The organism is Stenotrophomonas sp. SY1, from assembly GCF_021202945.1.
Taxonomy (GTDB): Bacteria; Pseudomonadota; Gammaproteobacteria; order Xanthomonadales; family Xanthomonadaceae; genus Stenotrophomonas.
Map to the genome: position 1 here is coordinate 1109018 of NZ_JAJOYR010000002.1, position 12012 is coordinate 1121029.

The window sequence follows — 12012 nt, forward strand, 5'->3', positions numbered from 1 at the left end:
CCCGGCTCAGTCCTCGAGCTTGGTGAGCAGGTAGTTCGGCTCACCGATGCGCTCGATCAGATCCAGCTGGGTTTCCAACCAGTCGATGTGCTCTTCCTCCGAATCGAGGATCTTCACGAACAGCTCGCGGCTGACATAGTCACCAATGGATTCGGCATAGGCCACGGCTTCGCGCAGCACGACCACGCCGGCACTTTCCAGCGCAAGGTCGCACTTGAGAATCTCAGTCGGGTTCTCACCGATGCGCAGCTTGCCCAGCGCCTGGAAATTGGGCAGCCCTTCCAGGAACAGAATGCGATCGGAAAGCACGTCAGCGTGCTTCATCTCGTCGATCGATTCCTTGTATTCGTGTTCGGCCAGTTCCTTCAGTCCCCAGTTCTTCAGCATCTTGGCGTGCAGGAAGTACTGGTTGATGGCGGTCAGCTCGTTGTAGAGGACCTTGTTGAGGAATTCGATGATCTTGGCGTCGCCTTTCATTTTGCGCACTCCCGCAATTGGAACGGGCGCACTTTACCGCTTGCAGGCGGAAGATGAAGGAACGCGAATCGTGATCATTAGCCGCCACGCCAGCCGGCGCCACGGCAGGCAGGCTCAGGCGGCCTGCAGCATCGGCAAAGGCAGGTCGCGGAAGGCGCGCGCCTGCTCCAGAAGACCGGCCGCCATGTCCAGGCAGGAGCCGCAATTGGAGCCGCAACCGGTACGCATGGTCAGCTCGGCCACGCTGTCGCAGCCGGCAATGGCGGCTTCACGGATCTGGTTGTCGGTAACCCCATTACAGATGCAGACGTACACGGTGCAATGCTCTTCAGGCAGCCTGAGTGGCTGGAGGGCATTCAATCCCAAACGAGAATGGTTGTCAATTTCCGTTGTTAATCATTATTAATCTTCTTGCGCCACGGCCCCTGACGGCGCTGGCGCTTGCGCGGCCGGTCATGGCCAGCGGTGTTGCCCGGCAACCAGGCCTCCAGCGCGGAGGCCGGCATCGCCTGTACTCCCGGACCAGCAACCCCACGGGCCATCGGCGCCAAATGCCGCAGCGCGCGCGCGTAAACGCCGCGCTTGAACATCACCACATGCTCCACCGGGTACCAGAAATCCACCCAGCGCCAATGGTCGAACTCAGGCGTGTCGGTCTGATCCAGGCGCACGTGCGCCTCATCGCCGGTCAGTCGCAGCAGAAACCAGACCTGCTTCTGGCCGATGCACACCTGGCGTTCATTGCGGCGGATCGCCCTGCTGGGCAGCCGATAGCGAAGCCAACCGGGGGTTGCCCCCAGTACTTCGACGTGTTCGGGCAGCAGGCCGGTTTCCTCCTGCAGCTCGCGGTACATGGCCTCGACAGGCGTCTCGTCGGTGTTCATCCCACCCTGCGGGAACTGCCAGCCGTCCCGGCGCACACGTCGTGCCCAGAACACCTGCCCGTCTTCCCGCATCAGCACAATGCCGACGTTCGGTCGATAGCCGTCCGGATCGATCACGATGCGGACTCCTAAAATTTCTACTGCCGGGGACTCTGCCATGGCCTTGCCCGGGCCACAAGCGAAGAAAAAACTATTGACAGTTCTTCTTCATATCTCCAGAATTGCCGGCTCCCTGAGGCTATGTAGCTCAGCCGGTTAGAGCACAGCACTCATAATGCTGGGGTCGGTGGTTCGAGTCCACCCATAGCCACCAACGCTTGCCATACATTGGCAAACACTCAGGGAAATGCGACAATAGTCGCCTGTTTTTTGCCCCGTCGCCAAGCGGTAAGGCACCTGACTCTGACTCAGGCATTCGGTGGTTCGAATCCATCCGGGGCAGCCAAACCTGAAAGGCCCGATCGAAAGATCGGGCCTTTTCTTTTGCCTGGAATTCGTGAATTCAAAAGCCGGATGCAGGATGGGCCGAAACCCAAACAACGACCAGAAGCCAAAAACACCCCGCTCCCGCGCTACGCACAACGGAGGGAGTGAATTACCCGGCCAGCACACCCAACGCGACGACCGCGGCAGCACCCGCCCTTTCCGACCAAACATGAAGGGAAGAACAGGAGAGGAGCGCTTTGGCTTTTGGCTTTTGGCTTTTGGCTTTGACTCCGAACCCGGCCTCGCCTCAAGCCCCGCCCCAATCCCGAACCCCATAAACGACAAAAGCCCGGCCGAAGCCGGGCTTTTGCTTTCCTCCCAGCGGGGCTCCGAAGAACCCCACGCCAGGCGCGATGGATCAGCGCTTGGAGAACTGGGTGGCGCGACGTGCCTTGTGCAGGCCGACCTTCTTACGCTCGACTTCACGGGCGTCACGGGTCATGAAGCCAGCCTTGCGCAGCTCGGACTTCAGGGTTTCGTCGTATTCGACCAGCGCACGGGCGATGCCCAGACGGATCGCACCGGCCTGGCCGGTGGTGCCGCCGCCAGCAGCGGTGACCATGATGTCGAAGGTTTCGGTGTTCTTGGTCAGTTCCAGCGGCTGACGCACGATCATGCGCGCAGTCTCACGGCCAAAGAACTCGTCCAGCGGACGGCCATTGACGGTGATGTTGCCGGCGCCCTTGCGCAGGAACACGCGAGCGGTGGAGGACTTGCGGCGGCCAGTGCCGTAGTTTTGAGTGATAGCCATGATTAGATATCCAGAACCTGCGGCTGCTGTGCGGCGTGCGGATGCTCAGTGCCGGCGTAGACCTTGAGCTTGCGGTACATCTGACGGCCCAGCGGGCCCTTCGGCAGCATGCCCTTGACGGCGATCTCGATCACGCGCTCCGGGTGACGCTCAAGCGCCTGCTCCAGAGACTCAGTCTTCAGGTTACCGATGTAGCCGGTGAAGCGATGGTACTTCTTGTCCTTCAGCTTCTTGCCGGTAACAGTGATCTTGTCGGCATTGATGACGACCAGGTAATCACCGGTGTCAACATGCGGGGTGTAGACCGGCTTGTGCTTGCCACGCAGGCGGCGAGCCAGCTCGGTGGACAGACGGCCCAGCGTCTTGCCGGCGGCGTCAACGAGGTACCAGTCGCGCTGGACGGTCTCGTTCTTTGCAGTGAAAGTGCTCATAAAGAACTCTAGTAGGTCGGGCTCATTGCGGCGGTGGGCTGCCGGAACTCTGCCACGCGTTGTGAAGGTGAAACAGAAGCGCGGGATTGTACCGGCCCAGGGCCGCAGACGCAACTTGACCCCCGGCTCCCGCTCAGCCCGCCCTTGGCAGGCCTGGACCCAGAGGCGAGAATCCGGACACCCCCGACCGTCGTGACAACCATGATCACTGCCCGCGTTCAGACTCCCCTGGACCACCTGCTGACCGAAGCCCAGCGCGCGCTGGACACGGTGTTCGGCAATCCAGCCGCAGCCCGCCCCAATCCGGCCGGCGACACCCCGGAAGTGGCACTGGAGCCCGCCGAAACGCGGCACGCGGCCGGCCTGATGCGGATCAACCACGTCGGTGAGGTCTGCGCCCAGGGGCTGTACTTCGGCCAGGCAGCCGTGGCCCGCGACCCGGCCACCCGCGAGCACCTGCTGGCAGCCGCGCAGGAGGAAACCGACCACCTGAGCTGGTGCGCCGACCGCCTGCGCGAACTGGGCAGTCGCCCCAGCCTGTTCAACCCGCTCTGGTATGCCGGCAGCTACACCATCGGCACCCTCGCCGGCCTGCGCGGCGACGGCTGGAACCTGGGCTTCGTGGTGGAAACCGAGCGCCAGGTGGAAGCCCATCTGGACGAGCACCTTGAGACGCTGCCGGCCGCTGATCAGCGCAGCCGCGAAATCCTCAAGGTGATGAAGCTCGACGAGGCCCGCCACGCTGAACATGCCGAGCACGCAGGTGCACGCAAACTGCCGTTCCCGATTCCCTCGGTGATGGCGCTCGCGTCCAAGGCGATGAAAACGGTGGCCTACCGGATTTGAGGAACGCCCCTTCCCGGATGCTGCGACATCACGCCCCTTCGGGGCAATGCTGGATAGCCGCCCGCCGTGCGCGGCTCAGCACTACCGGGACATGGCTGTAGAGCGGAGCCGTGCTCCGCTGGGGCATCACTGATGAAGCTCCCGCCGAGCGTGGCCCGGCTCTACGAAGCGGTGGCTCAGCTGACCAGCTTCAGGCCGATCACGCCGGACACGATCAGGCCGATGCACAACAAACGCGGCCACGAGGCGCTGTCACCGAACAGCGCGATACCGGCCATCGCCACGCCAAGCGCGCCAATTCCGGTCCAGATCGCATAGCCGGTACCCACCGGGATGGTGCGCAGCGCCTGGGTCAGCAGCCACAGGCTGATGCCCGCCATCACCACGGTGGCCACGCTGGGCCACAGCCGGGTGAAACCTTCGCTGTACTTCAGGCCCAGTGCGAAGCCGATCTCGAACACGCCGGCAAGCAGCAGATAAATCCAGGGCATTTCCAAACTTCCTTACAAAACAAAAAAAGACGGCGGCCCGATGTACGCACCGGGCCGCCGTCGGCAAACGTCTGCATTGCATGCAGGGCGGGCCGTCCCGCCTGTTGTCACGGAGGCGGCCAGGCCGCCTTCGCGTTTGAGGCTTGCTTACTCGGCCAGGTTGCGGCCGTGGAACAGCTCTTCGATCTCACGGCGCAGCAGCGCTTCGATCTTCATGCGCTCCTTGAAGGAAAGGTTCTTGGCCTTCTCTTCAAACAGGTACTGGTCCAGGTCGAAGTCCTTCAGGTGCATCTTCGTGTGGAAGATATTTTCCTGGTAGACGTTGACGTCGAACATCTCGTAACGCGACTTGATGTTCTTGGCCAGGAAGTTCTGGATCGAATTGATCTTGTGATCGATGTAGTGCTTTTTGCCCTTCACGTCACGGGTGAAACCGCGAACACGGTAATCCATGATCACGATGTCCGATTCCAGGCTTTCGATCAGGTAGTTCAACGCCTTCAACGGCGAGATCACGCCGCAGGTAGCCACGTCGATGTCGGCGCGGAACGTGGCGATACCTTCCTGCGGATGCGTTTCCGGGTAGGTATGAACCGTGATGTGCGACTTGTCCATGTGCGCGACAACAGCATCGGAGATCAACTCCTTGCCTGCCGCCTTCTTGTCGATCACCGGCTCCTCGGAAATGAGGATCGTGACCGATGCACCCTGCGGATCGTAGTCCTGACGCGCGATGTTCAGGATGTTTGCGCCGATGATCTCGGCCACATCGGTGAGAATCTGCGTGAGACGATCGGCGTTGTATTCCTCGTCGATGTACTCGATGTAACGCTGGCGCTCCTCTTCGGTACGCGCATAGCAGACGTCATAGATGTTGAAGCTCAGGGCCTTGGTGAGGTTGTTGAACCCTTGCAACCTCAGGCGAGGCAGCGGCTTGACCACGGCGGTCGATCCTGTAGATGGTGGAAAGGATCAATTATGGGGCAAAGTAGCCCGCCTGTGATATGTGATCCCTACCAAGTAGGGTTTGCCCCGACTGGCTAGGCTCGTTAAGCTTGGCCATTAAGCAAGTTCAACATTCTGTGTGAACGCCAACCATGAGCCCAGGGAACGCCAACTCCGTGTCAAACGTGCGCCTCGCCTCCAGTCCACTGGCTCTGGATATAGCCACCATCGACCGCTTCCTGGCTCACAGCCACCGCCGTCGCTACCCCGCCCGCACCGATGTGTTCCGCCCCGGGGATCCGGCCGGGACCATGTATTACGTGATCAGCGGCTCAGTCAGCATCATTGCCGAGGAAGAGGACGACCGCGAACTGGTGCTGGGCTACTTCGGCGCCGGCGAGTTTGTTGGCGAGATGGGCCTGTTCATCGAATCGGACAAGCGTGAAGTCATCCTGCGCACCCGAACCCCCTGCGAGCTGGCCGAAATCAGCTACGAGCGCCTGCACCAGCTGTTTCTCGGGCCGCTGTCGACCGACGCGCCCAAGCTGCTGTACGCGATCGGCTCGCAGATCTCCCGCCGCCTGCTGCACACCAGCCGCAAAGCCAGCCGTCTGGCCTTCCTGGACGTGACCGACCGCATCGTCCGTACCCTGCACGACCTGGCCAAGGAGCCGGAGTCGATGAGCCACCCGCAGGGCACCCAGCTGCGCGTCTCCCGCCAGGAGATCGCCCGTCTGGTCGGCTGCTCGCGCGAAATGGCCGGGCGCGTACTCAAGAAGCTGCAGGCCGACGGCATCCTGCATGCGCGCGGCAAGACGGTAGTCCTGTACGGGACGCGGTGACACCCGTATTCACGGGTGTCACCAATGTTTGCCGAGCCCCGCCTGCCATGAGGCCTGCGGCGGCAAAGCGACGCGTGGCGACGCGGCAAACGCTATGGCGCCCCGGTTGCAGCTGAGACGCGGCCCCGGCTCAACAGCTCCCAATTCCCCACGCCTGTCGGCGCGCCCCCTTTACTAAAGGGGGCTCCTGCTCTGATAGACCGCACGAAAGCTCCTTCGCTGGTCGGATTTGAGCACACGCATGCCCCGCGCCTTGGCCGGCTGTTCTCCTGTTCCCCCTCAGCAGCCCGTGTCCAATTCAGCAAAGACGACTTCAGACCTGATGCGGTGCGCGACTACCTTCCCGCTGGCCGGAGCAGGTCTACCCGTTCTCTGATCTCCGAATTGCCTGCATGTCGGCAGGGATTACCCCGGCCTAAGACGCAGTTGCGGGCCATCGCGACTGGCCTGATCGGGCCGCTGCCTTGACCTGCCCTGCCCCAGCCCGCAGGCTGGCCCGATGGAATTTGGCAGCGAGTTTTACTGGTTCATCCTGATCGGCCTCGGCGCACAGCTGGTGGACGGTGCCCTGGGGATGGCATTCGGACTGATTTCCTCCTCGGTGCTGTTGAGCATGGGGCTGCCACCGGCTGCGGTGAGTGCCAGCGTGCATACCGCCGAAGTCTTCACCAGTGGCGCGTCCGGTGTGTCGCATCTGGTTGCCGGCAACGTCGACAAGCGCCTGTTCCTGCGCCTGGCCCTGCCCGGTGCGGTGGGAGGTGCCATCGGTGCCTATGTCCTGACCCAGCTGCCGGGCGATGTGATTCGACCTTTCATCTACCTTTACCTGCTGGTGCTGGCGCTCTTCATCCTGGCCCGCGCCGCAGGAAGGTTCGCCTCGCGCAAGGAAGTGAAGCGGGTACCGGTACTGGGCTTTGTCGCCGGCCTGCTGGATGCCAGTGGGGGTGGCGGCTGGGGCTCGGTGGCCACGTCCACGCTGCTGGCGCGAGGCGGCCACGCGCGCACCACGATCGGTTCGGTGAGCGCGGCCGAGTTCGTGGTGACCTTGTCGATATCGGCCACCTTCCTGCTGACGATGGGCATGCAGCATCTGTCCATCGTTGCCGGCCTGCTGGTCGGTGGCATGATGGCCGCGCCGGTAGCGGCGTTGCTGGTGAAGCGGGTCAAGGAGCGCTGGGTGCTGGTCGCGGTGGGCGTGCTGGTGCTGTCGATCAGCCTGTTCCAGATCGGCACGGCGCTTCTGAAGCTACGCGCTGGCTGACGGCAAACCGTCTTCATCGCCCTTCGGGCACCTAGCTGCGCACCTCGGCCACGCACAGCGTGCGTGGCGTTCAGCCATGCGCGAGCCAATGGCTCGTATGCCGCATGCCTTCACCCCGCGCGGGAGAAGGGAGTTCCGGCGCTCACCCTTACTTCGGCAGCGGATCACCGCCGCGGCAGACACAGCCCCAGTTGAGGATTGGCGTGCCGGCCGGCAGCACCTTGCCGAAGTACGCCACACGCGAGTGCTTGGGATTGACCACCACCGGGGCCTTGGCGGCCTTCAGCAGCGGCAGGTCGGCGGTGCTGTCCGAATAGGCGATGGCGATGTCGCCATAACCGCGCTCGCGCAGCATGCGCATTTTTTCTTCGTTGTGGCAGTGGCGAGTGGCGCCGACCGCGCCCAGGCGCGGGCCGACCTCGCTGCCGATCACCGGCACGCCCTGCTGGGCGACGAAGGCCAGGATCGCGCGGGCCAGCTCCGGCGGCGCACCGGTGGCCACCACCACACGATCGCCAGCCTTGCGGTGCGCTGCAAACACTTCCAACGCATGCGGCAGCAGCTTGCTGCGGATCTCCGCCTCATGCTTGAGCACGTACTGATCGATGACGCAGTTGAACTCACGCGCCTTGTGCAAGCCAAACGTAGCCACCCACACGTAGGCGGAGATGCCGACCCGACGGGTCGGCAGCATCGCCACCAGCGGGCCGGCGATGGGCGTGATCAGCAATGCCGCCAGCATCCGCAGCGGATTGCGCTTGATCAGCCACGCGAACAGGTGGCTGCCGGAGTCACCGTCGTACAACGTGTGATCGAAGTCGAAGACGACCAGTTGCGCGTCGTCGCGGGGAACGGGGTAAGGCTCGGTCATGCGGGGAAGAATAACTGACGCAGGCCCTCGCCCGGTTCTTCCACGCGCATGAAGGCTTCTCCGACAAGGAAAGCATTGACGCCGGCATCGCGCATGAGCCTCACGTCGGCCGGACCGAGGATGCCGCTTTCGGTGACCAACAGGCGGTCGCGCGGCACTGCGTTCTTCATCGACAACGTGGTCTCCAGCGACACTTCAAAGGTGCGCAGGTTTCGGTTGTTGATGCCCACCAGCGGCACCGGCACCTGGATGGCGCGTTCCAGCTCGTCGATATCGTGTACTTCGACCAGCACGTCCATGCCCAGCTGCATGGCAAGGTCGGACAACTCGGCCAGTTGGCGGTCGTCCAGCGCCGAGACGATCAGCAGGATGCAGTCGGCACCCAGCACGCGCGCCTCGACCACCTGGTAGGGGTCGATCACGAAATCCTTGCGCAGCACCGGCAGCGTGCAGGCCTCGCGCGCTTCCTGCAGGTAAGCGTCGGCACCCTGGAAGAAATCCACGTCGGTGAGCACCGACAGGCAGCTGGCGCCGCCGAACTCATAGCTCACCGCGATCTCGGCCGGGCGGAAGTCCGGGCGGATAACACCCTTGGACGGGCTGGCCTTCTTGACCTCGGCAATCACCGCCGGGTCACCGTTGGCGATGGCCGCCTGCAACGCATTGGCAAAGCCGCGCACCGGCGAAGCATCGGCCACGCGCGCCTTCAGCTCGGCCAGCGGCACGCGGGCGCTGCGCTCGGCCACCTCCTGCGACTTGCGGGCGAGGATGGTGTTGAGGATGTCGCTCATGGTTCTGCTTCCTGGAAGACGGGCATTGCTTGCGCGGGTGATCGGGAGGGCGTGAACAATCAAGAAATCAAAGGGTTGCGGCCAGCGTACGGCTGGTGGCGACGTACTGTTCCATGCGAGCACGGGCACTGCCGTCGGCGATGGCCGCGCGGGCACGCGCCAGACCATCGGCGATGTTGTCGGCCACGCCGGCCACGTACAGCGCCGCGCCGGCATTGAGCGCGACGATATCGTTGGCCGGGCCGGGCTCGTTGTCGAGCACACCGCGCAGCATGGCGATGGATTCCTCCGGGTTGGCGACCTTCAGATTGCGGCTGGCCGACATGGCGATACCGAAATCCTCCGGATGGATTTCGTACTCGCGTACCTTGCCGTCGCGCAGCTCGCCGACCAGCGTGCCGGCGCCGAGCGAAATCTCGTCCATGTTGTCACGCCCCCACACCACCAGCGCACGTTCGGCACCGAGTTCGCGCAGCACGCGCGCCTGGATGCCGACCAGGTCCGGATGGAACACGCCCATCAGGATGTTGGTGGCACCGACCGGATTGGTCAGCGGGCCGAGGATGTTGAAGATGGTGCGCACGCCCATCTCACGGCGCACCGGTGCCACCACCTTCATCGCCGGGTGGTGCATCGGCGCGAACATGAAGCCGATACCGGTCTGTTCGATGGCGCGCGCCACCTGCTTCGGGTTGAGCTCGATGATCGCGCCCAGCGCTTCCACCGCATCAGCGCTGCCGGACTTGGACGACACGCTGCGGTTGCCGTGCTTGGCCACCTTGGCGCCGGCCGCAGCCACCACGAACATCGAGCAGGTGGAAATGTTGAAGGTGTGCGAGCCGTCGCCGCCGGTGCCGACGATGTCGACCAGGTGCCTCTTGTCTTCGACCGCCACCGGCAGGGCGAACTCACGCATCACCGTGGCCGCACCGGCGATCTCGCCGACGGTTTCCTTCTTGACCCGCAGGCCGGTGAGGATGGCGGCGGTCATGGTCGGCGAGACTTCGCCACGCATGATCTGCCGCATCAGGTCCACCATCTCGTCGAAGAAGATTTCGCGGTGCTCGATGGTGCGTTGCAGGGCTTCCTGCGCGGTGATGGTCATGACAACTCCGGTAACTCAGGAAATAACGATGTAGTCGCTCTGGCATTGGATGCCGGTATGCGCGCCGGGAACCAGCTGCACGTGCAGGCCAGCAATCGGACCCACCGGCAGGCAGCTGTCCACTTCCAGCAGCGCGTCGCGGTGCGGTTTGATCCACTCCGCCTGCGCCTGGTGCAGGGCCTTGCGCTTGGCTTCCACCGCGTCGTTTGCGACCACCAGTAGATAGCGATGGTCTTCGCCGAACGCACCTGCGACATAACCACCAAGATTCACGAAGTAGAGCTTCGGTACATCAGCGGCCGGCGCTTCGCTGGACAGGCGCACCAGCCATTGTTCGACGCCGTCCACGGTCATCCATGAATCCAGGTGCAGCCCGGCCGGCTCGCCGAACCACTGCTGGCGCAGCTGTTCGTAGCTCTGCTCGATACTGGATGCCACGGCGAAAACAACGTCATGCACTTCGGTATTGGCGCGTGCATGGCGGCCACCAAGCATCACCACGAACAGGCGCAGATCGGCATTGCTCACGGCATCGGCCTCGCGCTCATTGCCAGGCGCACGCCGAAACCGATGAACAGCACACCGGCCACCTTGTCCAACCACTGCATGCCACGTGCCGCCCAACGGCTGGTGCGCATGCGATCAGCCAGCAACACGTACATCGTGGTGATCGGCAACGCGTTGACGGTGAAAATCAAACCCAGCATCGCGAAGGCCAGCGTCTTGTTCTGCACCGAAGGCGCGATGAACTGCGGCAGGAACGCCAGAAAGAACAGCACCACCTTGGGGTTGAGCACGTTGGTGAGGAAGCCACCGGCAAACACCTGCCACCACGAGCCCGCACCGCCGCTGGTCGCATCCACGCTTTCCTGCAAGGTGTCCGGACCGCCCTTGCTGCGCAGCAGGCGCACGCCCACCCACAGCAGGTACGCCGCGCCGATCCACTTGATCGCGGTGAACAGCGTCGCCGACGTGGTCAGCAGTACACCCAAGCCCAGCGACGCCAGCGTCACATGCACCAGGCAGCCGGCACTGATGCCGGCAATGGCGGCGAAACCGGCACGACGTCCACCACGCAGCGAACGGCTGATGATGTACAGCACGTCCGGGCCGGGCGTCAGGTTCAGCACCCAACCGGCCAGCATGAACAGCAGCAGTTGCGAGGGCTCGATCACGAGGTGCGATCCAGGAAATTCTTCATCAGCGCGTGGCCGTGCTGGGTGAGGATGGACTCGGGATGGAACTGCACACCCTCCACCGGGTACTGGCGGTGGCGCAGGCCCATGATCTCCTCCATCGAACCGTCCGGATTCTCCGTCCAGGCGGTGACTTCCAGTTCGGCTGGCAGCGTGTTCTTGTCCACTACCAGCGAGTGGTAGCGGGTGGCTTCATAGCGGTCCGGCAGGCCGGCAAACACGCCCTTGCCTTCATGGCGGATCGGCGAGGTCTTGCCGTGCATGATGTTGCTCGCACGGATCACGTCACCGCCGTACACCTGACCGATGCTCTGATGGCCCAGGCACACGCCGAACAGCGGAATCGTCGGGCCGAGCTGGCGGATCACCTCCAGCGACACACCGGCTTCGTTGGGCGTCTTCGGCCCCGGCGAAACCACGATGTGCGAAGGCTTGAGCGCAGCGATCTGTTCGACGCTCATCGCGTCATTGCGCACCACCTTCACCTCGGCACCCAGCATCTGCAGGTACTGCACGAGGTTGAAGGTGAAGCTGTCGTAGTTGTCGATCATCAGTAGCATGCGGATGCTCTTTACTCATTCAATCCATGTTCGGGATGCAGGTTGGCTACGCCACCTGCCATGTCCTCGCCCCGC

The 12012-nt window shown here is 63.3% G+C and carries 16 protein-coding genes and 2 tRNA genes; 5 read left to right on the forward strand and 13 right to left on the reverse strand.

What is annotated here, in order from left to right; genetic code table 11:
- Window positions 1-6 precede the first annotated feature (6 nt).
- The 3 genes from bfr to LR961_RS16515 form a co-directional block, all read right to left on the reverse strand.
- Entirely contained in the window at window positions 7-477 is a 471-nt protein-coding gene (gene bfr / locus LR961_RS16505; RefSeq protein WP_232151024.1) for a bacterioferritin, read from the reverse strand.
- Between the two features lie 114 nt (window positions 478-591).
- Window positions 592-792, reverse strand: a complete 201-nt coding sequence (locus LR961_RS16510) for a (2Fe-2S)-binding protein (RefSeq protein ID WP_232151025.1) — start codon at window positions 790-792, stop codon at window positions 592-594.
- Between the two features lie 77 nt (window positions 793-869).
- Window positions 870-1478, reverse strand: a complete 609-nt coding sequence (locus tag LR961_RS16515) for an RNA pyrophosphohydrolase (protein ID WP_232151026.1) — start codon at window positions 1476-1478, stop codon at window positions 870-872.
- A gap of 119 nt (window positions 1479-1597) precedes the next feature.
- Between LR961_RS16515 and LR961_RS16520 the strand changes: the two genes are divergently transcribed.
- A tRNA-Met gene (locus LR961_RS16520) sits at window positions 1598-1674 on the forward strand.
- 57 nt (window positions 1675-1731) lie between these two features.
- A tRNA-Gln gene (locus LR961_RS16525) sits at window positions 1732-1806 on the forward strand.
- Between the two features lie 399 nt (window positions 1807-2205).
- Here the strand turns inward: LR961_RS16525 and rpsI are convergent.
- Window positions 2206-2598 (reverse strand): 30S ribosomal protein S9, encoded by a 393-nt coding sequence (rpsI, locus tag LR961_RS16530; protein WP_232151027.1) that lies wholly within the window; start codon window positions 2596-2598, stop codon window positions 2206-2208.
- Between the two features lie 2 nt (window positions 2599-2600).
- The gene (gene rplM, locus LR961_RS16535) at window positions 2601-3029 is read right to left on the reverse strand and encodes a 50S ribosomal protein L13 (RefSeq protein WP_057626427.1); all 429 of its coding nucleotides are present in this window, start codon (window positions 3027-3029) and stop codon (window positions 2601-2603) included.
- A 201-nt stretch (window positions 3030-3230) separates the two neighbouring features.
- On the opposite strand from rplM, the gene coq7 reads away from it, so the two are divergent.
- A complete protein-coding gene (gene coq7 / locus LR961_RS16540; RefSeq protein WP_232151028.1) occupies window positions 3231-3875 on the forward strand; it encodes a 2-polyprenyl-3-methyl-6-methoxy-1,4-benzoquinone monooxygenase in 645 nt (214 codons plus the stop codon).
- A 176-nt stretch (window positions 3876-4051) separates the two neighbouring features.
- On the opposite strand, the gene LR961_RS16545 is transcribed toward coq7, so the two are convergent.
- The gene (locus LR961_RS16545) at window positions 4052-4366 is read right to left on the reverse strand and encodes a multidrug efflux SMR transporter (protein ID WP_232151029.1); all 315 of its coding nucleotides are present in this window, start codon (window positions 4364-4366) and stop codon (window positions 4052-4054) included.
- Between the two features lie 147 nt (window positions 4367-4513).
- Window positions 4514-5308 (reverse strand): adenosylmethionine decarboxylase, encoded by a 795-nt coding sequence (speD, locus tag LR961_RS16550; protein ID WP_057506052.1) that lies wholly within the window; start codon window positions 5306-5308, stop codon window positions 4514-4516.
- A gap of 155 nt (window positions 5309-5463) precedes the next feature.
- Here speD and crp point away from each other — a divergent pair, with 155 nt between their 5' ends.
- Together crp and LR961_RS16560 are read left to right on the forward strand one after the other, a co-directional pair.
- Window positions 5464-6153 carry a cAMP-activated global transcriptional regulator CRP gene (gene crp, locus LR961_RS16555; protein WP_232151030.1) on the forward strand — a complete coding sequence of 230 codons (690 nt, stop codon included), beginning with the start codon at window positions 5464-5466 and terminating at the stop codon, window positions 6151-6153.
- A gap of 499 nt (window positions 6154-6652) precedes the next feature.
- Window positions 6653-7414, forward strand: coding sequence for a sulfite exporter TauE/SafE family protein (locus LR961_RS16560; RefSeq protein ID WP_232151031.1), 762 nt, complete (start codon window positions 6653-6655; stop codon window positions 7412-7414).
- Between the two features lie 148 nt (window positions 7415-7562).
- Here the strand turns inward: LR961_RS16560 and LR961_RS16565 are convergent, their stop codons facing one another.
- The 6 genes from LR961_RS16565 to LR961_RS16590 all read right to left on the reverse strand — a co-directional run bounded on the left by LR961_RS16565 (window position 7563) and on the right by LR961_RS16590 (window position 11937).
- Window positions 7563-8285: a haloacid dehalogenase-like hydrolase gene (locus LR961_RS16565; RefSeq protein WP_232151032.1), complete on the reverse strand. Its 723-nt coding sequence runs from the start codon at window positions 8283-8285 to the stop codon at window positions 7563-7565.
- On the reverse strand, window positions 8282-9076 hold the full coding sequence (gene trpC, locus LR961_RS16570; protein ID WP_232151033.1) for an indole-3-glycerol phosphate synthase TrpC: 795 nt from the start codon (window positions 9074-9076) through the stop codon (window positions 8282-8284). Before trpC ends, LR961_RS16565 begins: the two co-directional genes overlap by 4 nt.
- 67 nt (window positions 9077-9143) lie before the next feature.
- Complete coding sequence (gene trpD, locus LR961_RS16575; RefSeq protein ID WP_232151034.1) at window positions 9144-10181, reverse strand: anthranilate phosphoribosyltransferase; 1038 nt, start codon at window positions 10179-10181, stop codon at window positions 9144-9146.
- Window positions 10182-10196: 15 nt separating this feature from the next.
- Window positions 10197-10709, reverse strand: a complete 513-nt coding sequence (locus LR961_RS16580; protein ID WP_232151035.1) for a DUF1543 domain-containing protein — start codon at window positions 10707-10709, stop codon at window positions 10197-10199.
- Window positions 10706-11356 (reverse strand): LysE family translocator, encoded by a 651-nt coding sequence (locus LR961_RS16585; RefSeq protein WP_232151036.1) that lies wholly within the window; start codon window positions 11354-11356, stop codon window positions 10706-10708. The genes LR961_RS16580 and LR961_RS16585 overlap by 4 nt, the downstream gene beginning before the upstream one ends.
- On the reverse strand, window positions 11353-11937 hold the full coding sequence (locus LR961_RS16590) for an aminodeoxychorismate/anthranilate synthase component II (protein WP_232151037.1): 585 nt from the start codon (window positions 11935-11937) through the stop codon (window positions 11353-11355). The genes LR961_RS16585 and LR961_RS16590 overlap by 4 nt, the downstream gene beginning before the upstream one ends.
- Between the last annotated feature and the right edge of the window lie 75 nt (window positions 11938-12012).